Below are 24,172 nucleotides of genomic sequence, written 5' to 3'. Positions count from 1 at the left end.
TCCGTTATGTGAAAAAATCTCCATTTTTAAGAAGTATGGATTTTATAGTTTTATCAGCACTGATTATCTCATATTCTGTAATTATAATTTGACCATCTATAGTACTGACTGATATATAGTCATCATCAACATTAATAAGTTTTCCATGAGATATTTCGCTTAGATCAGGTTCAATATGAGCTTTCCAGATGACCACTTTATGATTCTTGAAGTAACTGAAAGCTCCTGGCCATGGCTTCGAAAGTGCCCTGATAAGATTATAGATTTCAACACTACTTTTACTCCAGTCTATATGTCCATCTTCCGGCTTCCGTGGCTTGAAAAAAGTCGCAACCGAGGAATCCTGCTTTTTCCCCTGCAATTTATCTTGCTTATTATAATACTTGAGAAGTTCTTTAAGCAGGCAACAAGCTTCTTTATATATCCGGTCATGCAATTCTTTAGCAGTGTCTTCGAAACAAATTGGTACAGATTTCTGAACAATGATATCACCCGTATCCAAGGTTTCTTCCATGAAATGCAGAGTAACACCTGTCTCCAATTCCCCGTTTACAATAGCCCAGTTGATTACATGTTGACCCCTGTAGCGAGGTAACATAGAAGGATGTATATTTATCGTACCATTTCTGGGTATTGAAAATATCTCTTTCGGGATAATGAACTTGTAACCACATACTATGATTATATCTGGGTCAGCTTTCTGCAGGAAATCTGCATGATCATAAAGCTCTTTTTTGCTAGGTTGAAATACAGGTATGCCTGAAAAAGCAGAAAATTTCTTAATCGAATTTACATTTTCATTTGACCCATCATCAGGTCTTGTGAATACTGCAACGATATTCGAGACAGAATCCAAACATTCAAGCACTTCAAGATTATTGCCAAAGAACACCACACTCAAAGGAAAAACACTCATTTCAATCAAACCTGTAACCATTGAACAATGCATCTATCGCAGACATGTTAGCCACAAAGCCTTCATATTGTTGTTCATAGACAGGATGCTTGAAATCCTGGAATATAACTTCTATTCCGCAGGCTTCAAACATATCAATGTCAAGATAATTCCTTCCTGCAGACCCAGAAAGATATGTGTCACCGTTCACTGATTGAACGAGTTCAATAAGCCTTTGAGTAGAAAAAAAACTGGAAGGCGCTTCACTTGAGTAGCTTATTTTGGTATATATATCAAAAGATCTATTCAGAAACGCAATAAGCTCCATATTAAGTTCTGCCAAATATTTATGTTCTCCCTGATAAATTCCGGATAAGCCATCAAAATAATCAGCAAAACAAGCAGACTTTTTGTAATTATCAACTATCTGCGATAAATGGTGGTTGTTCCAATTTTCATTTTTGACCATTGCGTTATTCAAAATACGTATTTCATTTATAGGCACATGTTTTTTTTCCACCGGAACTGTAAGCCACTTTGATCCGTGATGTATTCGAATCCTGTTTCTGTGCTGGAAATCACCCTTATTGAATTGTGCATCATCATAAATAATGAAGATATCTGATTCTCGCATCTTATCAAAGAAACCTAAATATGGAAGATAATTAGGCTGGTGCACTCCAACAATCATACATCATTTCAATAGTTCTCCTAGTATTTATATATTTATTTTAAGTGAAACCTATAAAATATGTTGGAAATAGCATAATATATCGTAATCATCAAGCGTTGATATGTCATCATTTCTTTAAAATCGACTTTATCATTGTTATTTCTTGTTTAGACAAGCTCTTTGTAAGCCACAACAATGTAACGTACGTAAGGACACATGAAAGAATGAGTATTAATAAATTCGATTTCGGATTTAAATAAATAATTGAACCCATCAAAAAAGATGATATTATTATTCCGGAACTGCTCCTATTTAAAGATAAAATAGAAAGTGTTTGCTTAATGAATAATAACTGTATCAGGAACAAAACGATCACCGATATCAAAGTTGCAATTGCTGCTCCATTATAACCATAGATTGGGATAAAAATGAAATTTAGGACCACATTAAGCACACAACCAATCCCTATAGACAAGGTATTGATCTTTTGTCGATCAGAGGCTATTAATAACGAGTTTTGTATGGAGTTCATCGAGTTGAACACAAGGGTCAACGACAGTATCTGCAATGTGATAATACCGGGATAATAATCTTCAGTATAAAGTAAATGGATCACATTTTCTGAAAGAAGGAACAAAGCAATAGTCAAGGGTAGCATCAATATAAGAATATACTTTGACCCTGCAGAATATAGTATCCTGAATTTTGTGAGATTATGCAAATATTCTTTTGACATGAGAGGCATCAGAGTCGAAGCCAGGGCAGCAGGTATGAATAAAATCGGGTCAACTAATCTGTAAGCTGATGAATATAGGCCAACTGCAAAGATTCCATCCATTTTTGATAACATTAGAATGTCAATACGGTAATAGATAATAAATAGTGCATAGCTTGCAATAAACGGTAAACACTCTTTAAAAAGCGATTTCCATAATTTCCAGTCAATATCTAACTTTATACTAACAAAGTTTTGGGAATAGTAAACTGCAATCAATGTCCTGATCATCTCTGCAACAATATATAAATATAAAAAATCCAACAAAGTTCTGTTTAAACATATTAAACCAAATGCTGCAGCAGAATAGAACATCTTTGATACAATCAGGCCAATTGCAGAATAATACATTTTCAAATTTGCATGAAACACTGATTCAAAAAGATAGCTTATCCCTTGAAACAATAAGATGGCAGACAGTACAGAAACATATAATATAGTTTCGTTCGGATAGTCAAGAAGCCGGACTAATAAAATTGCAAGAACTATCGACAAGAGAGATGTCAATACTCTGATCATCAATATATTTGATGTCAGATGGTCCGTATTTGAACCAGGTCTTGAAAGGTTCCTTATTAATATAGGATCAAGTCCGAAATTCGCTACAAAAATAAAAAAAGTCAGGTAGGTAATTACGAAATTATATTCTCCAAAGTACTCCACTCCAAAATATCTAGCAAGATAAACAGAAACTAACAGAGCTAATATTTTTACAAGAACATTTCCTACTAATATAAAAGTTGTATTTGTTGCTATTTTTTTAGCTGTGCTCATGAAAATACCTAATATAATACAGTATTTTTTAAAAAATATTTTTTATAAGTAAAATATTTAAAAGAATTATAATTGACGTCAAGTTTCCTTTTCGATTGCATCAACTATGAACTCCACAACATCAATTTTATTGTCTAGCATTTTCATTCTTTTTTCAGCCCATAAAGACTTCACATTTGGTTCGAAAAGACTAATAGCTTTATTCAAAGCTTCTTCTTTATTCACTATTGTGTAGCATAACTTGTATTTATTCTCAAGTTCTTCAAGATAACCTCTTGTTGTATTTGAAATATAAATAGAAGGAACACCTAAAATTGCAGCTTCTGCAGCCATTGAAGCTCCTTCACCAACATATAATGAAGAATAAAATAAGAAACTATGAAAATCAGTCGCTGAGACATTCGGCTTATATTTTTCAAGGGTAGGGCTAAGTTTTATTTCTGTAGTTAAAAATACCTTCGCATAGGCACTAAGATTTTTGATATAAGTTAAGATTTCTTCTTCGTTTCTGAAATTAAAACCCTCAGCCCCAATATCGTGATGAGCATTCAATGCAGAAAAGCGAACTACTATATACCTATCTTCTGGCGACAAACCTAGTTTAAACAATACATCAGGATTGGGTTTAAAGTAAAGAGGATGGAGATATGATAGCTCATAATAACCATTGAATTTTTTTTGTTTTTTGCCCCTATCAATCCTATGACATTCTGGAACATAGTCCACCTTTGAAAATAATAAAGTTGTCAAAACAAATTGGTTTATAGTAGCTTTATCTGAATCAGTATCAGAAAATGAAATATGATCTTTCCCTAATATTCTACTGACTTGGGCAGCATATGGCGAACCGAAACTTGCAAAAATGTCAGCATTGAATTTCATTGCAATTTTGTACAGCCGATAATCGTTTTTAACCATTCCTACAATTTTATTTACTAATCCATTGTAATGAGGTTTCGTTTCATATTCAAAACCATAGGAATCTAATATGTCAACCATGTTTTCTTTATTAGCGGCAACTATTTTAATGGAATGACCATCAAGTATTAGCCTATGAATAACATTGCGGAAAATATTGATGTCTTTAGGATGGTTCAAATCAATCAAAATACGCATTCATAACCTCCACATAATAGAATGTAATAAATGTTTATGGGAATAAACTTTTTTACCATCATATGACTTTACTATTTTTTTAATTGCTTCTTTTTTGTTATTATTTTTTAATAAGTAACTAGAACATGAAGGAATATCTTTTAGTATATTAATATATTTAATGTCGTGTTTATAATTTGAAGTTAAATTAATCTCATTCCCAATCGAAACCTCGTGCAGCAAAAAAGGAAAATCAACACCACACGAAATTGGAAGTTTCAAGTATTGCCAAAACCGAGGATTTATTTCGATTAAATTAAATTCATTGGTACGTAAATCTAATTTAAACTCTATTTCTGCAACTCCGTACCAATCAAGAGCACTAAATATCTTTTTTGCATACTCAAGCAAAACAGGTTCACTGATACTAGTACCACAAGAAGTGATTCCCCCGCTGGGAGGATATTCTCTTATTTTTTTAGCCATGAAGTATGCTGATAAATTATGTTTTTTGTCAAATAGTATATTAACCATATACATTTGCTCACTTGATCCAGGTATATATTCCTGAACTAAGGGTAGGCAATTCATAGATAGATAATCTAAATAGCCTTTTATAAGTTCCTCTTTTGATTTAATTATACGTAGGTACCTTGAAGCTCCTCCCCCCATCCGAGGCTTTATAATCAACGGATAAGATGCAGTTTTCGAAAAATCACTTAACTCATGAATATCTGAAAAAATAAAAGTTTGTGGTACAGGAACGCCTAAGGATTTAGCCATCTTATATGTTTCAAACTTATCATGTGTTTTACTAAAGTTTTCATAATCTGCAATTGGAACTTCACATATTTCACTTAAAAGAGATTTATTTAAAGATAATTGGACAGCTAACTCGTCACTCATTGGAAATATTACATCAACATCGTTTTTTAAGCAAACATCATAGAAATTCTCAATAAAATCTTCATGACTAGGAGGAGAATATTTTACAAACTTTGTTCTGGAAAACATATTTGTAATTGGAGAATTTATGTCGCCTGCAACAGAATCAATATTATGTCTTCGGAGAGATTTAATGGCTTCATTTGTAATGTTCCATGATGAATTTGTTAAAAAAACAGACATATAATCTTATCCTTTCATTTAACTGAACTTATTTTTTTTGCAGGGACCCCAGCAACTACTGTATAGGGGTCAATGTCTTTTGTAACAACTGCTCCAGCTCCAACAACTGCCCCTTCACCAATAACTACATTTGGCATAATTATAGCAGACGCTCCTATCCAAGAACCTTTTTGTATATGAATGGTACCACTGATTGTTGAAACCAATTTACCATATTTAGTAATGTCATCTTTTGGATGAGTGCGAAGAATCAAAATTGTATTCGGGCCAATATGCACATCATCTTCGATAGTAAGTAAAGATGAATCTGAATGATGAGTTGCCCATAATAGACAATATGGACTTATTACGGAATTATCCCCGATTACATAACCACATTTCCTCCACCAAAAAGTGGGCCACTTGTAGGATATAGGATAACGAGCTAATGAGCTATATAACTTCAACTGTATTTTACGGAGAATTGATAATATGTTCATAACCTACCCTTTCGCAATTATAATTTTTGAAGTTATCTAAAATGACTTATTTAGAACAGTAAATATGATTACTATGCACATATATTTTATAAGCATTCATAGCTAAAATCTTTTTAAATTGAGAATGCACTTTCTCATATCTCCCAAAATTGACCATCTTCCCGCCAAACCTTCTCTTGAACTCCCTTACACCATATGGCTTATCAGGATGGCCAGCCCCTCCGAAGTCAAATACTTTGTACTTGCCGGCATTCTCTTTCAGGATGTGCCAGACAAGAGCCTCGTCGACATAGTCAACACCCGGTTTGGATCCGGCATACCAGTCATAGACCATATCCTTGTAATTCAAGGTTATCCTTGTACCCACAGGTTCATCGTCCTTCAAGGCTATGAAAAAGTCTGCGAGATCTGTTGATGCCAGTTCCTCCCAGGCTGCTTCAAACAGGGAGATATCAGCAATGGGGACCTTGAAGCGCTTGTACGTATCAAGTACTAGGTCATAGCAGGATAGCAGTTCTTTCCTGCTGGCAACCTTTTTGATCTCGATACCGTTTTTTTCTGCCCGGTTTATACCTTTTCTGCGGGATTTCTGGATATTACTCCATATCTCTTTTTCACTACGATCAAGGTCAATGAGGAAATCAAGATGTTGCTCATATTCATAATCAATTAATCCTAGCATCTGACGGGAGGTTTCTGTATCCCACATATTCCTTATCTGAGTATACACTATCTTGCTGCCCACCAGCTTATCGTAATGCTCCATCAAGATCCGGGCAGCTTCTCTCCCTTTATCCGAATCTGGGAAAAGCGGCCCTCCCTGCAAAATAGCACGGGATGAGAATGAAGAGAGGATACCCGGCATCTCGCATATCAGGATACTTTGCATCAATGCAAGTATTTCCCCTGAATTTGCATCTCTCGCAGCAAGGCTGACAGGTTCGTAGTTTTTGGTCCTGCTTAATACACCGGCCATTACAGAACTCTGGAAGATGTTTCCATTGGGATGAGCGGAATTAAAATCATCCCATTCACCCTTCTCAAAAATATCAGTTATGAGCACCATGGTATCTCACCCCCTCATTTCCCTGTACCTGATGATCCCCGCCTTCCCAATATTCTTCAAATTCTGCATGACCATCTCCCGGGTCCATCCCGGGATGCTGTCACACCACCTGTTGGGATGGGCGAGTATACATATCCGGTCCACTTCTTCCCTTCTGATCATATCCATAACATCGTCAGTATTTCTTATCACTTTACAATAACTTGCATTGAGGCAGTCAGCCGGGGTTTCCAGGACATCCTTGACACGTATATTGCGGTCGGCCCAGGTCCTGCCGGTGTCCGTGAGATAGAGTATCCGGGAGTAATCCAGGGAGAAGTACGGTTCACCTATAATACCGAAATCCCTGAAATCATGATCGTCCCACAGGTCCCTGTTGGACCAGGATGCTAATGGATTGCCGTGCATACAGGCAGTTGTCACATCGGCATACTGGCGAAGGTCCTCAAGCTCTTTCCCGAATATCTCAAGGGCCTTTAACTTGTCACCTTTTGCCTTGTCCATGACCTCATAGTGAAATCCCACCTCATGTCCCAGCTCAGCCACTTCCTGGATCGCACCAGGGATGAAAACATCCCTTACATGCCTGAAATAATATGTAGACCTGATACCGTATTTGGCCTCAAGCCTTGCCATTGCAAGGTTGCGGTCCACTGCACGGTCCACATCATGACGCAGGATGATGCATTTGTCCACAGGGGATACCAAGTGCTCACGCATGGTGATAGTTTCATAGCTTGTTGACCCTATGGTCTCAAGCAGTTCCCTGTATTTGGACAATGTAAAATCTCTCAAATTATAACCTCAATTTTATATTAAAAGTCAATAATATTGTTCATTCTATATAACGGCCTTGTGAGCTCCCATTACATTATCACGGCCCTTATAGCATGATCAAAATATAATTGCAGTGCAACTATATATAAATACAGCACCCCGGCACAGAAATGATGATAATGATGATTTCAGCCGGTCCCGGTCAACTATATATAGTAATTGAATGATTTAAATTAAAGGTTAAAAAATGCAGGACGAAAGCAAAAACATAATTCTTATCCTGATAGTACTTGCACTTTTCACTGGTGCAACCATCGAGCTCAGTGAGGGGTCAACTACTATCGGTATCGTGCTGTTCATCATTGCAGCGGGAGTGATCTCAAGAATAAAGCTCACAGGGGACAATGCAGCCTTCAGGAGCTCGAAGACATATCTCTTTGCCGGGATCTTTATAATGGCTGCAGTTTCCACATACAACCTTGCCACCAGAGATAACATAGGTACCCTGGACTCCATGACATTTATAATAGGTGCTTCCCTTTTTGCTATGGGAACATCTAAAAAGGATCTGCGCCAGCTTGGGGAATTCGGCCTGTATATATCCGCTGTTTTCACAGTCCTCTACCTTATATTCTACTCTTTCTTCGGACACTTCAATATCGATTTCCTGCACCTGTTCGACCATTACTTCGTACTAATGCCCACAGTTGTGGCTCTCAAGGTCGTGGGAATCCCCGTGGAGATCGTTGCAATTGAAACGATAACCTTGTACGGAGAAGAAGCAATGACGATAGTTATAGGCGGGCCATGTTCGGGTCTTTATTCCATGTTCCTGCTCATAGGCATAGTGGCCGGATATTCCAGGATCGAGAGAATGGAGCTGCGCAGATCATTGTTGATCCTGCTGTTCGCCATATCCATAGCTTATCTGGCAAACCTTGCAAGGGTGTTCATCCTGTACCTGACAGCTTATTTCTACGGTCTCGATACAATGTCAGTGGTCCATACGCATTTGGGATGGATCATATTTGCAGGGACAGCAGGGATTATAATGTACCTTATGAATATGAAAAGAAAATGACAGCAGGAGTATTCTCCTCTGTCTTATATTCAATGATAATTACTCTTCAATAAGCCTTTTTTTGAACATCTTCCTGGCAACCAGTATACCTACAAACAAAGTGGACATATATATGAAAGTAAGACCTGTTACCACCAGGAAGTTAAAATCCTTGAGTATGAAAGTGATCGCCACAATGATTCCGAACAAGAGCATCGCATAAGAGACAAAACTGAACAGGAGTGCTTTCTGCCAATGTTGCAGGGCATTATAGATATCCGTTATTAATGCGAACATGTGCTTACCTTTTGTATTTTTTATTGACTACTTTTTAAGGATTTACCTTTTTAATATTCTCAAGGTACATAACACGCTGCCTGATATCAGGCTTTGTAAGGAACATAGAGGAATACACATCAAAGATGGTATTTGTCTTAAGCGGGTTCACTGAAAAAAGATGGGCATGCCCGGGATTAAAGCCACCTGTAACATGGAGTTTGATATAGGTCCCTGTTCTTTCGAGAGCTTCGGCGAGAAGGCAGGGTTCTGCCATCATACCTGCTGCCATCCGGTCCGCTTCGACTGTAGAGTCGATAGTAAAGATGTGGACAAGGAGTGCTGAGGGCAGAGATACCATGCCCATTGCAAGGAAGCTGATAGTTCGTGGTGCCGGGTCATCCTCCTGGCCAAAGCCTGTTAGCATCGCCATCCACAAGGCAACTGTCGAAAGTGATGCGATGCTCCCTGCAAGAAGGGCTACTACGGTATTGGCACCCACGGAACCCTTTGAAACCTTTGTGACTTCAAGCGTAATTATCGATTTCAACTCATCCTTATCCAGCATATCCAGTGAAGCGGTCGAAACCAGTAAATAATACCTATTATTGTTCCCGACTGTGAACGTTATGGGTGCGGCCGAATCAAAGACGTAAGGCTGCGGCATCGGCACATCAAGATCGGAAGAGATCTTTGCCAGGTAAGGATAGATAAATGTATACGTTTCCCGGGACATTTTTCTGGCACCGTACCATCTAAGCAGGACCTTGGGAGACATACGGTAGACCGCCACGCCAAGTATGACACCCACCACAGCTAAGAGCGCACCTGCAGCAGGCCCTCCAAGGTAGTAAGCAGCAAGGACCACAGGTATCAGGGGTGTGGCAAACAAAAGATATATCCGTTTATATATGTTAATACCTCCCATATCTGGTGGTTGTAATTTTTGAATGAATATAATAGTAACCTTATGTTTATATATTTTAGCAAATAATTAGTTACAGTCAGCGTTCATAAAAATGGAAAAAAAGGAATAGTAAGTAAATGTCCGAACCCAAAAAATGTCTGTATACACAGGACCTGATGTTACTGTTGCTGTTCTCATTACTCTCTGTTATTTTTATTCTTGTAGCACCCCTGAACGACACTCCCCTGAGAATCCTTTTTGCGCTTATACTTATATTCTTCATCCCTGGATATGCATTCATTTCAGCCTTGTTTCCCGGCAACCGGGAGATCTCAGGCATCGAGAGATTCACCCTGAGTGTAGGTTTCAGTATTGTGATCATGGTCTTTGACGGGTTTATTATCAGTGTAACTCCCTGGAAGTTCAGGCCGGATTCGATCACCATCTCACTATCCCTTTTGACCATATTGTTCGTAGTCCTTGCATACCTGTCACGGAGAAGGCTGCCGCAAGGCGAGCAGTTCAGTTTTTCATTCAATGGTTTTATAGATTCCCTCACATCCGAAGATGTTGAGCCGGAAATTGTCGAAGACTCAGAGGATATAAAGGAATCCGACAATAAAAAGTTCCGGGCCACAAGCAGGAAGAAAGTGTCTGCTAAGATGGCACCAGGGGACAGACCACCCAAGAAAGATAAGAAAGAAAGAAAGTCCCAGAGGATACCCCCTGAGATCACAAGAGCCCTTATGATCGCAATGGTGCTTTCCATAATAATTGCCAGTGCAATGTTCGCCTATGCCAAGGTCACCAGAGAAAAGGAAACATTCACCGCACTCTATATCCTCGGCCCTGATGGAAAGGCCGAGAATTATCCTAGCGTTCTATCAGTATCCCAGCCCACAGACATGATCGTGGGAATAGAGAACTACGAACTTACAGACGTGAACTATATACTACAGATCAGGCTTGACGGAAACACTCTGAAGCAGATGCAAATTTCGCTGGAAGATAAGGAGAAATGGGAGCAGGAAATAGCGATTAAACCCATTCGCTTTAAACAGGGCAGGCAGAAGCTGGAGTTTGCAATATATAAGGAAGATGTAAGTCCCGTCCCATATCGTTCGGTCCACCTCTGGGTAACCCAGGAACTTAGTACGGAAGGACTGCCTGAAACGGACATAGAGATCATAGATTTCATTGACATTGATAACCCCTCTATGGAATCGTACAATGGCTGGATATTCACATCCACCAACGAAAGCCATGTAACCGGTTCGTACACCAACGACTCCGGCATCCATTCCACCGGTGCCTATGTGATAAACAGCACATATGAAGGTATGACCGGTGGATCTGGTGTCGATCAGCATTCGATCAGTCAGGAAATACAGAGCGACAGGACTGAGAATGTAGTGTTGTCGGCATATCTGAAGGATTCTTACACAGCAGGTACGCCCGGCACGGATGAAACGCAATTCAAGCGGGTAATTTTGAACGGAGAGGTTGTATGGTCCGACGGAGTGAACGGTGATGAGGGATGGCAACGCTTACAGGTACCTGTTACCGTTATGGAGGGAACCAACACCCTCACATTTACACTGATGCAGAACAGGAACCTTGTCATCCATCCTGTAGAAATGACAGTCGATGAGATCAGCTTCCTCCCGCTGTCACAGCTTTCCCCGTACATTAACGATGACAACACAGTAGAATCGATCCCCCCCACATCAAGGGTGCTTCCTTTGCCGCCTGCTGTCAGCGAGGATAAATTCACAGTGAGCTGGAACGGAACGGATGCAGAATCAGGTATCCTTTATTATGATATAGATTACAGCACCGACGGAACCATCTGGAAGAGATGGCTGAGCAGGACAGTGGCAACATCAGCTCAGTTCGAAGGTAAAGAGAGCATTACCTATTATTTCAGATCAAGGGCTGTAGATAATGCCTTGAATGAAGAGACGGAACATGCAGTTGCAGATACAAGTACTACGGTGGACAGGACAGGACCCCAGATCAGCCTTGAGATCAGCCCGAACCCCACCAGTGAAACAACATATCTGACAGTCGAATCAACCAAACCGCTGCAGGACCTGACATGTCTGGTAACACCCCGCACCTTCGGAAGCACAGAGAATGTCAGGATGACAAGCAAGGACAATCTTGTGTGGACAGCTAAGTACACGGTAAAGTTAAAGGATACTTTCGATGTGGAGATCACCGGAAAAGACTATGCCAACAACACAGCGTACACATTTGGAACCATCTACACCGACACCTCCCTGGAAGACCTTGACATCATCATTGAACCGGAAAAGACAGCCAATGACGTAACTATAAAGATCGTGCCTTCGATAGCACTTCAGGAGAATCCAACTGTAACGGTCAAAGACAGGTACGGAAGAAGCCTTGATGTGAACTTCGAAAGCTCATCGGATGGTGAGTACAGCTACACAGCAGAGATAGATGATGATATCAACGATGGTGTTGCCCGTGTCACAGTCAAGGCAAAGACAGTCGACTCCGAGAACCTGTATGAAGAGAAAACGTTCATAATAGACAGGATCGAGCCAAGTGTTAACAGCATCAGTCCGATGAAAGATGAAACCGTTGACAGTCCAAGCATCATGGCATCGTATTCTGATGACAGGTCCGGCATTGACAGGGACAGGACAGTCCTTAGGGTCAATGGTATTGATGTCACTGCAGATACGGAGATAGGTTCCGGGTCACTTTCATACAACGCAGAAGGACTTGCAAGTGGCAGGGTGGATGTTTACCTTAGTGTGACCGATCAGGCAGGTAACACTGAGAAGGAAGAATGGTCCTTCTACATATCTTCCTGATTATTGTTTCTAAATCATCATAATGATGATAATTACATTCGAGTCTTTTTACAAATGTTTATATACAAAGGCGAGGAAGTATGACATGACCAAAAATTTCCTAATTAAAATAAAGGTGGTACAAAATGAAGAAATTAATAATAATGGCTATTATAGCGATAGTTGCTATGATGGGAACCGCAAGTGCCAGTTATGGAGCCGATCTTGCAGACAGTGATGGAGTAATTTTGCCGGTCACAGTTACACAAATGGTCGGAACTCCGGTAGATTACAGCATCATACTTGAAGACTTTACTGGCGAAACCGTATACTATGTAGCTGTACCGTTCGACGCAGGCTTAGAGATGGAAATCCTTAAGCAAGGAACAGTTGTTAATTCAAATTCATTTGTAGACTACGACATGGTTCGTGTTACAATTGAAGCCGGAGCAGAACAGGGACAGACATTCAGTGGTAGAGTAGATGTATACAAAGAAGATCCAACACAGAACCCTGAAGCTGTTGCAGTTTTACAGGTTCCGTTCGTATGGGCATCCGCATCACAGAATTTCAATGCACAGATTCCTGAGTTCCCAACCGTAGCACTTCCAATAGCTGCGATCCTCGGTCTGGCATTTATCTTCCAGCGCCGCAAGGAAGAGTAAGTTAATAACTCACTCTTACCTTTTTCTTTCTTTTTTGTTCAAGCTCTTTTTTTCGTTACTCAAAACTTATATTCCTGCAATTCCATTCTTTCCTGACTAAAGTTAAAAGATGATAACAATGGAAGAACTGATTACAAAATTATCCAATGCTCATGGCATATCCGGTAGTGAGGGAAACATACAGGCCATTTTAGAAGAGGAGCTTAAGCCTTATGCAGACGAGATGAGAACTGACAAGATGGGGAACCTCATTGTTGTCAAGAAAGGTGATGGTCCCTCCATTATGCTCGCGGCCCATATGGACGAGATAGGGCTGATGGTAAAATATATCGATGAAAAGGGCTTTTTGAGGTTCGTGACGATCGGAGGCTGGTTTGACCAGACACTGCACAGCCAGAGGGTCATCGTGCATACCAGCAAAGGCCCGATCCCGGGGGTCATCGGTTCCAAGCCACCCCATGTGATGAAAGAGGAGGACAGGAAAAAACCCATCAAGTCAGATGATATGTTCATCGACGTGGGAGCCAGCGACAAGGAAGATGCTGAAAAGATGGGTATCGAAGTAGGCACCCCTATATCCATGGACAGGGAAGTTAAAAAGCTTGCAAACGGCAAGATAACAGGAAAAGCCTTTGACAACAGGGCAGGCTGTGCCATCGTGATCGAGACAATGAAGCAGCTCTCTAAGATGGACTTAAAGGCAACCCTCTATGTTGTGGGAACCGTACAGGAAGAGGTGGGACTCAAAGGCGCACGCACATCAGCCTTCGGACTAAATCCGGATGTAGCCATAGCCATTGATACGACCATACCCGGCGACCATCCCGGTATTGAGAAAAAGGATTCTGTGCTTGAGACCGGAAAGGGAGGGGTCATCACCGTCGTAGACGCTTCCGGCCGTGGCATCATTGCATCACCCCGGGTGATCAAATGGCTGAGGGAAACTGCCGAGAAGAACGATATTCCCTACCAGCTGGACGTAGGAGACGGCGGTACCACCGATGCAACTGCGATCCATCTTACAAGGGACGGGATCCCCACAGGTGTGCTGAGTGTAGCAACCAGGTATATCCACTCACCCGTAGAAGTGCTTGATCTTGCTGACCTCAAATACTCTGCAGACCTGCTTACAAAGGCAGTGCAGAACGTAAACGACTATTTCTGATCCTGATCTGGCTGACGGGGCTCTCCCCGCCATACTTTTTTTGTGTACAATCGTGATAGATTCATCGCTATACATATATAGCACTTCGTAATATCCCTGTAGGCTGTTATTGGATAACAGATCAGAAAATGTGAGGGATTATATTATTTGAAAATGTCCGGTTTTTAGACACAACTCTCAGAGACGGCGAACAGACACCAGGCGTAGCACTTAGCAGCGAGGACAAGGTGGCAATTGCCACAAAGCTGGATGAGTTAGGCGTCAATGTGATCGAGGCGGGATCCGCCATCACATCCGAAGGTGAACGCGAGTCGATAAGAGCAGTGGTCGCTGAAGGGTTAAACGCAGAGATATGCAGCTACTGCAGGATCATGAAGCAGGATGTGGACCATGCACTTGCCTGTGATGTGGACTCGATCCACCTTGTAGCACCCGTATCCGATCTCCATATAAGCGTTAAGTTACGCAAGGACAGGGAAACCGTTAGGCAGATGGCTGTGGACACTACCGAGTATGCCAAAGAGCATGGCCTGATCGTAGAGCTCAGCGGCGAGGATGCCTCAAGGGCGGACCTGGAGTTTTTGAAGTCCTTATACATCGATGGTGTGCAGGCAGGAGCTGACAGGTTATGTTTCTGTGACACGGTCGGATTACTGGTTCCTGAGAAGACCGATGAGATGTTCAGGGATATCACATCTGCCGTAAAAGCACCCGTAAGCATACACTGCCACGACGATTTCGGACTTGCCACCGCCAATACCATTGCAGCCTTAAGAGCAGGTTCAAAGCAGGCACATGTAACTATGAACGGCATTGGTGAGCGGGCAGGCAACACGTCGCTGGAAGAAGTCGTCATGACCATTGAATGGTTATACAAATGCAATACCGGCATTAATACAAAGGAGATCTTCAAGACATCAAGGCTTGTGAGCAGGCTGACAGGCATACCTGTGGCTCCGAACAAATCTTTAGTGGGCGGAAATGCTTTCACCCACGAGGCAGGCATTCACGTACACGGCCTGTTGGCGGATACATCGACCTACGAACCCATCAAGCCGGATGTTATCGGCAGGGAACGTAAGATCGTGCTAGGCAAGCATGCAGGCAAGAGCTCTGTAACACTTGCAGTAAAAGAGATGGGATTTGAGGTTGACGACATCGAGCTACATGAGATACTTGCCCGTGTAAAGGAGCTCGGAGACCATGGAAAGAAAGTCACTGACGCAGACCTGCAGTCCATAGCCGAGACAGTGCTCAATATCCAGAGAGAGGCCAAGGTCATCCTGGAAGAATACACTGTTGTTTCCGGGAACAAGGTCACTCCAACAGCATCCGTGAAACTCAGGGTGGATGGCAGAGAGGTTGTCGAGGCAGGTATCGGAGACGGACCTGTGGATGCGACCCTGGCAAGTATCAGAAAAGGTGTTGCAAGCATTGGGGATGTGCAACTTGAGGAATACCATGTGGATGCTATCAGCGGAGGTACCGATGCTCTGGTAGAGGTACTTGTGAAGCTATCAAAGGATGGAAAGATGGTCACTTCAAGAGGAGCCCGTACAGACATAGTAATGGCATCCGTAGAAGCTCTTCTCAACGGTATCAACCGTCTTATATGAGCCGACCAGGATATCTGCAAAAAGATAAAGATCATTGTAAAACATATTATATAGAGGATTTATATGACAGGATCAACTGAAAAAATGACAGGTGCAAGAGCCCTCATAGAGTGCCTGTACAGGGAAGGCGTTGATACTATTTTCGGATACCCCGGAGGAGTCCTGCTTCCCATTTATGACGAACTGTATGATTCGAACATACGCCATGTACTTGTACGCCATGAACAGGCCGCAGCTCATGCTGCAGAAGGGTATGCAAGGGCAACGGGCAAGACCGGCGTATGCCTGGCAACATCCGGCCCGGGCGCAACGAACCTGGTCACAGGCATTGCGAACGCTTACATGGACTCCATACCCATGGTGGCTTTTACCGGCCAGGTGCCAAGTTTGATGATCGGTAACGACGCATTCCAGGAAGCGAACATCACAGGCATAACAATGCCGATCACCAAACACAATTATCTTGTACAGGATGCCAGGGAGCTCCCCCGGATAATCAAGGAGGCATTCCATATCGCTTCCACAGGAAGACCGGGACCCGTACTTGTAGATCTGCCCAAGGATATCACAACGGATGAAATAGACTTCTATTACCCGGACAAAGTGGAGCTGCGCGGGTACAATCCCACTTACCACGGTAACATCCAGCAGATAAAGAAAGCTGCATCTGAGATCAAAAGATCAAAGAACCCGGTAATATACGCAGGAGGAGGAATTATCAGTTCTGACGCGGCAGGAGAGCTTACAAAGCTCGCAGAAAAGATCCAGGCACCTGTTACCACCACCCTGACGGGAATGGGAGGATTCCCTGGTGACCATCCGCTGTTCATGGGAATGCCGGGTATGCACGGAACCAAGTACGCAAACTATGCGATCCAGGAATCAGACCTTCTCATTGCTGTCGGCGTAAGGTTCGATGACAGGGTCACGGGTAAGCTGAAGTCATTTGCAGCCAACGCAAAGATAATCCATATTGATATCGATCCGGCAGAGATATCAAAGAATATAAAAGTAGACATTCCGATAGTAGGCGATGCAAAATGGATCCTTTCCCACCTTATGAAATATGCTGAAAAAGCTCAGTCCGAAGAATGGCTGAAAAAGGTGGAGGAATGGAAACAGCAATATCCTCTGCACTACATAGGACCTGCCACAGGAGATGGCATCAAGCCCCAGTACATCATCGAGCAGATAAGAGAGGCTTGCGAGGATGCTATTATCGTTACTGAAGTAGGGCAGCATCAGATGTGGGCTGCGCAGTACTTCAGGTATAAGGAACCACGGACCTTCATATCCTCAGGCGGGCTCGGGACCATGGGATACGGCTTCCCCGCAGCCATTGGAGCCAAGATAGGCAGACCCGACAAGGTAGTCTTCGATGTTTCAGGAGACGGCTCTTTCCAGATGAACTCACAGGAGATGGCTACGGCTGTGCAGGAGAATGTTCCGGTCATAATAGTTATTTTCAATAATGGTTACCTCGGGATGGTCAGGCAGTGGCAGGAGCTCTTTTATGAGAGAAGATACTCGTCAACCTGCATTCAGAACAGTGTTGACTTCGTAAAACTTGCAGAAGCCTATGGAGCTCTGGGAATAAGGGCGACCAAACGTGATGAGGTGCGCCCTGCAATAGAGGAGGCAATTGCATCGGGAAGACCTACACTGATCGATTTCATTGTCGAATGTGAGGAGAACGTCTCACCAATGGTACCTGCGGGTGCTGCGATCAACGAGATACTTGACCTGGAGAGGAAAAAATGAGGCATACACTTTCAGTTCTGGTTGAGAACAAACACGGTGTACTCACAAGAGTCGCAGGCATGTTCTCAAGGAGAGGCTACAATATTGACAGCCTGACAGTAGGAATCACTGAAGACCCCACGATCTCCCGTATGACCATTGTTGTAAAAGGAGATGACGATGTTCTCGAACAGGTCACAAAACAGCTCAACAAGCTCATCGATGTGATCAGGGTAACCGACCTTAAATCCGAAGAAACGGTAGAAAGGGAGCTGGCGCTTTTCAAGGTTAGCTCTGATGTGAACAACCGCTCGGAGATCATGCAGATAGCCGACATATTCCGTGCCAGGATCATTGATGTTGCCCCGCGGTCAGTGATAATAGAGGTTACGGGAGATGAGACAAAGATCGATGCTATCGAGCAGCTATTCCGCCCCTTCGGCATAAAGGAGATGGTGAGAACGGGCAAGGTCGCCCTGAGAAGGGGGGCGAAAGGTGTTTCAAGCTGAAAGTACAGTTAACAGCAAATATTTCATAGGTAGTTATTCCATATTATTCCAGGAGAGGTACTAGACAATGGCACAGATGTTCTATGATAACGATGCAGATCTTGACATATTGAAAGATAAGAAAATAGCAGTGATGGGTTACGGAAGCCAGGGACATGCACAGGCCCAGAATCTTCATGATTCGGGACTTGATGTGGTCGTAGGTCTGCGAAAGGGCAGCAAACGCTGGAAACAGGCAGAAGATGACGGATTGAAGGTCATGACAGTTTCTGAGGCTGCAAAGGCTGCGGATGTCGTGCAGATACTTCTGCCCGACGAGGTACAGTCAGATATATACTACAGCCAGATCGAACCCGGTCTTGAAGCAGGGAATGCCATCGTGTTCTCACATGGTTTTAACATCCACTACAATCAAATCAGACCACAGGAAGACATAGATGTTTACATGGTAGCTCCAAAGAGCCCCGGCCATCTGGTCAGAAGGACCTACAGGGATGGTGCAGGAGTACCGGGCCTTATAGCTGTGTTCCAGGATGCTACAGGCAATGCTAAACAGATGGCACTCGCACATGCAAAGGGTGTCGGATGTACCCGTGCAGGAGTTTATGAGACAAGCTTCAGGGAGGAGACAGAGACCGATCTCTTCGGAGAACAGGTTGACCTGTGCGGTGGCGTGGCCTCACTTATCAAGACCTCCTTCGAGGTGCTTGTGGAAGCCGGCTACCAGCCCGAGATGGCATATTTTGAGACCTGTCATGAGCTGAAGCTCATAGTTGACCTCATCCACGAGGGCGGACTTGACAAGATGTGGTACTCAGTATCCAACACTGCAGAATATGGCGGTATGACCGTGGGCCCGCAGGTCATCAACGAGCTTTCCAGGGAAGCCATGTATGATGCTCTTGAGAGGATACAGAACGGTGAGTTTGCCCGCGAGTTCGTACTTGAGGGAAAGGCAAACAGGCCCGTGCTCACTGCCATGGAAAGACAAGACAGGGAGCATCCACTCGAAGTTGTTGGTAAGCAGATCAGAGCAAAGATGCCCTGGCTAAACAGCGAACTCAACGAAAAGTAGGCCTGAAGGCCTGCACATCTTTTTTATTTCTTATTAACGTAGTTTATTACATTATAGTTACATCATAACCGGAGGTATTGAACTGCCAGCAACAATAGAGACTATACTATCAAGAAGAAGTATAAGGGAATTTACTGAAGAGAAGGTCAGCCGCGAGGATATAGAGACCATTGTCAATGCCGCAAGATGGGCACCCTCGGGCCTGAACAACCAGCCATGGAAATTCATTGTCATCCAGAACAGAGATACCATGGAGAAGATGGAAGATTGCACCCATTACGCAAAAGTGATCAGAAGCGCTCCTCTGCTGATAGCGGTATTTCTTGACCAGGAGACCATGTACAATCGGACAAAGGACATCCAGGCCATAGGTGCTGCCATACAGAACATGCTTCTTTCATGCTGTGACCTGGGGCTTGGCGCGGTCTGGCTGGGAGAGATATTGAATAGTAAAGAGAAAGTTAACTTGATTCTTAGTTGCCCCGGGTCAATGGAACTTATGGCAGTAATTGCTATCGGCCATCCTGCACAAGAAGCTTCCGGCACAAGCAGAAAAGGTCTCAAAGAGGTATGTTTTGAGGAAAAATGTTCAAGAAAATGGAGGTAGAGAGACGAAGATGATCATTGTGGAGATGAATTGGAGGTATAGCAGACCCAACCAAAAGGATAAATGATTGCAATTTGGTTGTAGCTTATCTTCGCCTCTAATTCACTGAATGTTTTCCTCATATATAAATATGTGTCAAAAAATACTAGTTAATTCAACAATACTTGCCTTGGCATTAAATCAAGTTTGCCTTATTAACTTCTGTTTGGCCTTCTCGAGGCACACCTCAGATTTATGCACATTTCCGTTGCATCTTTATCCTTAGCCTTGAGACGGATTTGTTTCCAGTCGCACTGGCCGCATTTCTTCTGTATCGTAAGTCTGCCCTCCTTCGGAAGGGACTGTGTATACCCGCACCTGTTGGTACAGGCCAGAAACCTTGTATCCTTGGTGGTCAGTATGAACATAGACCCATCACACTTAGGACATGGTCCGACCACATCAGGGGGAAAACAAACCTTTTCCGAATCACACGTAAAACACGGACCCATACCAACAGACCAATGATATTTGTTACCCACCTTGACGATGGCAACACCTTCTTTTTTGCACTCTTTTGACCGCATCACAGTTAGTGCACCGGTCTTCGGGAGAGAGTAGGTCTTCTTGCATGTCGGATAACCGCTGCAGCCTACGAACCTGCCCTTATCCGTATTAATGATACGAAGCATCCTTCCACATTCCGGACATTCGCCGATGAAGTTCTTTTTATCCGACGATATGTTCTCATCGGTTATGGTCCCGGCCATCTTCATGACTATCTGCTCCTTGCCCGAAGAGAGCTGGGAGTACATCTCTTTGATCAGATGGGAGCCTTCCTCCAGCGAATTCTCAAACGTCTTTTGCCCGTCCTCTACATCCTGTATAAGAGCCTCGATACGAGCACGGATATCAGGCTTGACCAGGATCGGCACAGTGGAATCCAGCGATTCCATGAGAGTAAAACCTGTGTCAAGGATCGCAATGGACTTGCCCTTCGTTTCAAAATAGCCTCGTTTCTTATTGGTCTCAATATGAGAGGGAGCAGTGGCTTTGGTCCCGATCCCGTTCTTATCCATCAGCGTCAGCAGTTCAGCCTCGGTCAGCCTCTTGGGAGGAGTTGTCCTGGACTTGGTATTGCTGATCTTTTTGACATCGACTTCCTTATTAAGTTCCACATTTGGCAGGAACTTATCGTTCTTGGTCTCGAAAGGATATACGGCCAGCCAGCCGGCATCCTTCATTATCGAACCCGTGGTATCGAATATCTCATCCCTCACATGAACTTCCAGACGGGTCTTATCAAATACTGCAGGGGGCATCAGGTTAGCAATGAAATGCCGGACTATAAGGTCATAGACCTTCCAGACATCCGGCATCCTTACATTTTTCTCGACTTCCTGCCTGTTTGCAGCTTTAATGGGATAGATAGGAGGATGGTCATGCCCGTCCCGCGTTCCGTTCCTGCATCTAATCTCAGGCTGGGAAAGTATGGCCAGGACCTGTTCACGGAACTCGCCAGAGCTGAAACCGATCAAACTGGCCTTAAAATCAAAATCATCTGCATATTTGTTGGTCTCGGTCCTCGGATAACTTGTGAAACCGGCAAGATATAACTGTTCAGCGACCTCAAGGGCAGTATCAGGACTTATTCCCAGAAACTTGGAGGCTCGTTTGAGAAACTCGGTGGTGTTCAACGGATAAGGAGGATTAATTGCGGACTCTTTCTCGCTCTTCTTTGCAACAATACCTTTCTTGCAGTCCTTTATACGCCTGAATATACCATCGGCCTTTGCCTTATCATAGATATGTCCGCCCCGATGTGTTCCCATAAAGTCCTTACCTGAATAAGAGAACAAACCCTCGATCTTCCAGAAATCCTTAGATTCAAAATCCCGAATCAGCCTTTCACGTTCATAGACGAAGCCACATGTAGGAGTCTGACAGGGCCCGATTGAAATAACGCCCTTGGTGTGAGCCCTCTCCCGGACAGCAAGCGTCAGAAACCTTGTGAAAGCAGCACCCATCCTCAGGTCGAGTATCTGGCGCGCCTCGGCAGACATTGCCAGGTTTTCATCAGGCTCCAGAAGATTTTCAAATGCCTGATTTATCTCACCTGCAGACAGAGAAGAGAAACGTGCCCTTTTTACAGGAGCCTTTGAAACTTTTTGTGCTATTGACCTGGCCTCAAAACCAATGTTTTCCCCTTCCCTGTCAAAGTCGCACGCAAGGATAAGCTCATCTGCATGGCCCGCAAGTTTTGAGATGGCGATAGCATATGGTTTTTTTAGTACATTCTTTACAGGGTCAATATCAAGGAGTACTGCAGGGTCGCATTCCTTCCAGTTGTTGTACTCAGGAGGGAAATCATAGCCCATTATATGCCCGGAAAGGCCCATTATGCGCCATTCTTTTCCATTTTTTTTGAAGTCGTAGACCGGAATACCATCTATTGATGCACGGTTGAATCCGCCTCCGCTGAGAATTCCCGCAATTTGAGCAGCTGCCTTGTTCTTTTCCGTGAATACGACTATAGACATGTTGGACCTTAATGATTTGATATTAGATAAGAATTGAGCTTGCGGAGTGAAAGTATTAAGAGATACAAAATAAGGCAGAAGACTGCTATTCAGATATGAAAGGACCGCCTTTGTCAAAACCCGCCCAGATTCCCATAAATAAATCACATTTGTGAAACATATATATGGGCTGAGATTATATTGCAGCCCATACAGATGCAGCAGTGAAGGAGTAATTAATGACATTAATGGAAGATGCAAAACGCGGGATCATCACACCTCAGATAGAAGCGGTTGCCAGGGATGAGGGCATTGACGCCAGAACCATCTGTTCATGTGTTGCCAGAGGACTCATCAGTATACCCAATAATCCTGCCAGGGATTGCAGGGTCGTAGGCATAGGAAAATATCTCAGTACAAAGATAAATGCCAATATAGGAACGTCACGTGACCATATCAACATCGATGATGAGATAGAGAAAGCAAAGACTGCAGAAGCTTTCGGTGCTGATGCGCTCATGGACCTGTCCACCGGCGGGGATCTGGACCTTATAAGGAAAAAGATAATGGATGCTGTGAACATCCCCATAGGTTCCGTTCCCATATACCAGGCTGCAGCTTCACAGGAAGCTGTTGTGGATATGACCTCCGATGACATGTTCAATGCCGTACGCAAACATGCAAAGGATGGAATTGATTTTGTCACCATACATGCAGGTGTGAACCAGGACTCCCTTAAGAGGATCAAGCAGGGTAACAGGATAACAGATATTGTCAGCAGGGGAGGTTCATTCACCCTTGCGTGGATGCTGCATAACGGAGAGGACAATCCCTTCTACTCAGAATATGATTACCTGCTGGAAATAGCACAGGAGTATGATATGGCAATAAGTCTCGGAGATGGCATGAGACCGGGATGCATACATGATGCTTCTGACGGACCTTCATTTCTGGAATTCATAACTCTCGGAGAGCTTGTAAGACGCACAAGGGAAGCGAATATCCAGTGCTTTGTAGAAGGCCCCGGACACGTTCCGATCGATGAGATCGAGCTCAGTGTAAAGGGAATGAAAAGCCTCTGTGATGATGCACCCCTCTATCTGCTGGGCCCCCTTGTGACCGATATCGCCCCGGGCTATGACCACATAACCGGAGCCATCGGAGGAACCTTTGCTGGCATGTGCGGCACTGATTTCCTTTGTATGACAACACCAGCCGAGCACCTTGCGCTCCCGACAAACGATGACATCCGGGAGGGTACCATTATCACAAAGATAGCAGCCCATGCAGCAGACCTTACCAAGGAAGGGCAAAAAGAGCGTGCAAGGGCGGTCGATGATAAAATGGCAACAGCCCGCAAAAACCTTGACTGGGAAACACAATACAGCCTTGCGATCGATGGTGAGCGTGCAAGAAGTATCAGGGAGAGCCGCATAACAGGCAGTGATGCATGCTCCATGTGCGGAGACCTCTGCGCTATGAAAATAGTTAGCAAGGCACTTGAGGAAGAGAAGGAAAAGAAACAGAATTGACCTTTTTCCTTGTTTTTCAAATTTGAAGAGCTAAA

22 protein-coding genes are annotated in these 24,172 nt (G+C 43.4%); 10 read left to right on the top strand and 12 right to left on the bottom strand.

The genetic code is table 11. From position 1 onward, the window contains the following. Positions 1 to 4: 4 nt before the first annotated feature. The 8 genes from CUN85_RS01465 to CUN85_RS01430 all read right to left on the bottom strand — a co-directional run bounded on the left by CUN85_RS01465 (position 5) and on the right by CUN85_RS01430 (position 7,680). A complete protein-coding gene (locus CUN85_RS01465; protein WP_167848748.1) occupies positions 5 to 937 on the bottom strand; it encodes a methionyl-tRNA formyltransferase in 933 nt (310 codons plus the stop codon). Next, entirely contained in the window at positions 918 to 1,586 is a 669-nt protein-coding gene (locus CUN85_RS01460) for a WbqC family protein (RefSeq protein ID WP_135388271.1), read from the bottom strand. The genes CUN85_RS01465 and CUN85_RS01460 overlap by 20 nt, the downstream gene beginning before the upstream one ends. A 109-nt stretch (positions 1,587 to 1,695) precedes the next feature. Next, positions 1,696 to 3,117 (bottom strand): flippase, encoded by a 1,422-nt coding sequence (locus CUN85_RS01455; protein ID WP_135388268.1) that lies wholly within the window; start codon positions 3,115 to 3,117, stop codon positions 1,696 to 1,698. A gap of 78 nt (positions 3,118 to 3,195) precedes the next feature. Beyond that, positions 3,196 to 4,233 carry a DUF354 domain-containing protein gene (locus CUN85_RS01450; RefSeq protein WP_135388266.1) on the bottom strand — a complete coding sequence of 346 codons (1,038 nt, stop codon included), beginning with the start codon at positions 4,231 to 4,233 and terminating at the stop codon, positions 3,196 to 3,198. Next, on the bottom strand, positions 4,234 to 5,340 hold the full coding sequence (locus CUN85_RS01445) for a carboxylate--amine ligase (protein ID WP_135388264.1): 1,107 nt from the start codon (positions 5,338 to 5,340) through the stop codon (positions 4,234 to 4,236). A gap of 14 nt (positions 5,341 to 5,354) precedes the next feature. Further along, positions 5,355 to 5,819, bottom strand: a complete 465-nt coding sequence (locus tag CUN85_RS13475) for an acyltransferase (RefSeq protein WP_135388262.1) — start codon at positions 5,817 to 5,819, stop codon at positions 5,355 to 5,357. A gap of 46 nt (positions 5,820 to 5,865) precedes the next feature. Next, on the bottom strand, positions 5,866 to 6,885 hold the full coding sequence (locus CUN85_RS01435; RefSeq protein ID WP_135388260.1) for a lipid II:glycine glycyltransferase FemX: 1,020 nt from the start codon (positions 6,883 to 6,885) through the stop codon (positions 5,866 to 5,868). A gap of 6 nt (positions 6,886 to 6,891) precedes the next feature. After that, positions 6,892 to 7,680, bottom strand: a complete 789-nt coding sequence (locus CUN85_RS01430; protein ID WP_167848747.1) for a hypothetical protein — start codon at positions 7,678 to 7,680, stop codon at positions 6,892 to 6,894. A 229-nt stretch (positions 7,681 to 7,909) separates the two neighbouring features. Between CUN85_RS01430 and artC the strand changes: the two genes are divergently transcribed. Further along, positions 7,910 to 8,743: an archaeosortase C gene (artC, locus tag CUN85_RS01425; protein ID WP_135388258.1), complete on the top strand. Its 834-nt coding sequence runs from the start codon at positions 7,910 to 7,912 to the stop codon at positions 8,741 to 8,743. A gap of 39 nt (positions 8,744 to 8,782) precedes the next feature. Here the strand turns inward: artC and CUN85_RS01420 are convergent, their stop codons facing one another. Next, positions 8,783 to 9,019: a hypothetical protein gene (locus tag CUN85_RS01420; RefSeq protein ID WP_135388253.1), complete on the bottom strand. Its 237-nt coding sequence runs from the start codon at positions 9,017 to 9,019 to the stop codon at positions 8,783 to 8,785. Positions 9,020 to 9,053: 34 nt separating this feature from the next. Further along, a complete protein-coding gene (locus CUN85_RS01415) occupies positions 9,054 to 9,890 on the bottom strand; it encodes a M48 family metalloprotease (protein WP_167848746.1) in 837 nt (278 codons plus the stop codon). Positions 9,891 to 10,042: 152 nt separating this feature from the next. Here CUN85_RS01415 and CUN85_RS01410 point away from each other — a divergent pair, with 152 nt between their 5' ends. From CUN85_RS01410 to ilvC, 7 genes are all read left to right on the top strand, one after another. Next, complete coding sequence (locus CUN85_RS01410; protein WP_135388247.1) at positions 10,043 to 12,751, top strand: DUF1616 domain-containing protein; 2,709 nt, start codon at positions 10,043 to 10,045, stop codon at positions 12,749 to 12,751. A 143-nt stretch (positions 12,752 to 12,894) separates the two neighbouring features. Beyond that, positions 12,895 to 13,395: a PEF-CTERM sorting domain-containing protein gene (locus CUN85_RS01405; RefSeq protein ID WP_235856144.1), complete on the top strand. Its 501-nt coding sequence runs from the start codon at positions 12,895 to 12,897 to the stop codon at positions 13,393 to 13,395. 118 nt (positions 13,396 to 13,513) lie between these two features. Next, on the top strand, positions 13,514 to 14,560 hold the full coding sequence (locus CUN85_RS01400; RefSeq protein ID WP_135388244.1) for a M42 family metallopeptidase: 1,047 nt from the start codon (positions 13,514 to 13,516) through the stop codon (positions 14,558 to 14,560). A gap of 137 nt (positions 14,561 to 14,697) precedes the next feature. Then, positions 14,698 to 16,176: a (R)-citramalate synthase gene (locus CUN85_RS01395; RefSeq protein ID WP_135388241.1), complete on the top strand. Its 1,479-nt coding sequence runs from the start codon at positions 14,698 to 14,700 to the stop codon at positions 16,174 to 16,176. A 63-nt stretch (positions 16,177 to 16,239) separates the two neighbouring features. After that, positions 16,240 to 17,937 carry an acetolactate synthase large subunit gene (locus CUN85_RS01390; protein ID WP_135388238.1) on the top strand — a complete coding sequence of 566 codons (1,698 nt, stop codon included), beginning with the start codon at positions 16,240 to 16,242 and terminating at the stop codon, positions 17,935 to 17,937. Beyond that, positions 17,934 to 18,425: an acetolactate synthase small subunit gene (gene ilvN, locus CUN85_RS01385; protein ID WP_135388235.1), complete on the top strand. Its 492-nt coding sequence runs from the start codon at positions 17,934 to 17,936 to the stop codon at positions 18,423 to 18,425. The genes CUN85_RS01390 and ilvN overlap by 4 nt, the downstream gene beginning before the upstream one ends. Positions 18,426 to 18,492: 67 nt before the next feature. Beyond that, a complete protein-coding gene (ilvC, locus tag CUN85_RS01380; RefSeq protein ID WP_135388232.1) occupies positions 18,493 to 19,500 on the top strand; it encodes a ketol-acid reductoisomerase in 1,008 nt (335 codons plus the stop codon). Between the two features lie 57 nt (positions 19,501 to 19,557). Here ilvC and CUN85_RS13575 read toward each other — a convergent pair whose 3' ends face one another. Further along, positions 19,558 to 19,752, bottom strand: coding sequence for a hypothetical protein (locus CUN85_RS13575; RefSeq protein ID WP_328591210.1), 195 nt, complete (start codon positions 19,750 to 19,752; stop codon positions 19,558 to 19,560). Between CUN85_RS13575 and CUN85_RS01375 the strand changes: the two genes are divergently transcribed. Then, a complete protein-coding gene (locus CUN85_RS01375) occupies positions 19,661 to 20,107 on the top strand; it encodes a nitroreductase family protein (RefSeq protein ID WP_328591214.1) in 447 nt (148 codons plus the stop codon). The two genes, CUN85_RS13575 and CUN85_RS01375, sit on opposite strands and share 92 nt — an antisense overlap. 194 nt (positions 20,108 to 20,301) lie before the next feature. Here the strand turns inward: CUN85_RS01375 and CUN85_RS01370 are convergent, their stop codons facing one another. After that, complete coding sequence (locus CUN85_RS01370) at positions 20,302 to 22,626, bottom strand: DNA topoisomerase (RefSeq protein WP_135388226.1); 2,325 nt, start codon at positions 22,624 to 22,626, stop codon at positions 20,302 to 20,304. A gap of 218 nt (positions 22,627 to 22,844) precedes the next feature. Between CUN85_RS01370 and thiC the strand changes: the two genes are divergently transcribed. Continuing rightward, complete coding sequence (gene thiC, locus CUN85_RS01365; protein ID WP_135388224.1) at positions 22,845 to 24,137, top strand: phosphomethylpyrimidine synthase ThiC; 1,293 nt, start codon at positions 22,845 to 22,847, stop codon at positions 24,135 to 24,137. Positions 24,138 to 24,172: the final 35 nt, after the last annotated feature.

The organism is Methanolobus halotolerans, from assembly GCF_004745425.1.
GTDB classification, from domain to species: domain Archaea; phylum Halobacteriota; class Methanosarcinia; order Methanosarcinales; family Methanosarcinaceae; genus Methanolobus; species Methanolobus halotolerans.
This window is presented reverse-complemented; position numbering and strand designations above follow the sequence as displayed.

What these genes read in the sequence shown, in the direction of transcription:
- CUN85_RS01465 (WP_167848748.1), bottom strand. Translation starts at nt 937, where the DNA reads ATGGTTACAGGTTTGATTGAAATGAGTGTTTTTCCTTTGAGTGTGGTG.
- CUN85_RS01460 (WP_135388271.1), bottom strand. Translation starts at nt 1,586, where the DNA reads ATGATTGTTGGAGTGCACCAGCCTAATTATCTTCCATATTTAGGTTTC.
- CUN85_RS01455 (WP_135388268.1), bottom strand. Translation starts at nt 3,117, where the DNA reads ATGAGCACAGCTAAAAAAATAGCAACAAATACAACTTTTATATTAGTA.
- CUN85_RS01450 (WP_135388266.1), bottom strand. Translation starts at nt 4,233, where the DNA reads ATGCGTATTTTGATTGATTTGAACCATCCTAAAGACATCAATATTTTC.
- CUN85_RS01445 (WP_135388264.1), bottom strand. Translation starts at nt 5,340, where the DNA reads ATGTCTGTTTTTTTAACAAATTCATCATGGAACATTACAAATGAAGCC.
- CUN85_RS13475 (WP_135388262.1), bottom strand. Translation starts at nt 5,819, where the DNA reads ATGAACATATTATCAATTCTCCGTAAAATACAGTTGAAGTTATATAGC.
- CUN85_RS01435 (WP_135388260.1), bottom strand. Translation starts at nt 6,885, where the DNA reads ATGGTGCTCATAACTGATATTTTTGAGAAGGGTGAATGGGATGATTTT.
- artC (WP_135388258.1), top strand. Translation starts at nt 7,910, where the DNA reads ATGCAGGACGAAAGCAAAAACATAATTCTTATCCTGATAGTACTTGCA.
- CUN85_RS01420 (WP_135388253.1), bottom strand. Translation starts at nt 9,019, where the DNA reads ATGTTCGCATTAATAACGGATATCTATAATGCCCTGCAACATTGGCAG.
- CUN85_RS01410 (WP_135388247.1), top strand. Translation starts at nt 10,043, where the DNA reads ATGTCCGAACCCAAAAAATGTCTGTATACACAGGACCTGATGTTACTG.
- CUN85_RS01405 (WP_235856144.1), top strand. Translation starts at nt 12,895, where the DNA reads ATGGCTATTATAGCGATAGTTGCTATGATGGGAACCGCAAGTGCCAGT.
- CUN85_RS01400 (WP_135388244.1), top strand. Translation starts at nt 13,514, where the DNA reads ATGGAAGAACTGATTACAAAATTATCCAATGCTCATGGCATATCCGGT.
- CUN85_RS01390 (WP_135388238.1), top strand. Translation starts at nt 16,240, where the DNA reads ATGACAGGATCAACTGAAAAAATGACAGGTGCAAGAGCCCTCATAGAG.
- ilvN (WP_135388235.1), top strand. Translation starts at nt 17,934, where the DNA reads ATGAGGCATACACTTTCAGTTCTGGTTGAGAACAAACACGGTGTACTC.
- ilvC (WP_135388232.1), top strand. Translation starts at nt 18,493, where the DNA reads ATGGCACAGATGTTCTATGATAACGATGCAGATCTTGACATATTGAAA.
- CUN85_RS13575 (WP_328591210.1), bottom strand. Translation starts at nt 19,752, where the DNA reads ATGGTATCTCTGTTCTGGATGACAATGAATTTCCATGGCTGGTTGTTC.
- CUN85_RS01370 (WP_135388226.1), bottom strand. Translation starts at nt 22,626, where the DNA reads ATGTCTATAGTCGTATTCACGGAAAAGAACAAGGCAGCTGCTCAAATT.
- thiC (WP_135388224.1), top strand. Translation starts at nt 22,845, where the DNA reads ATGACATTAATGGAAGATGCAAAACGCGGGATCATCACACCTCAGATA.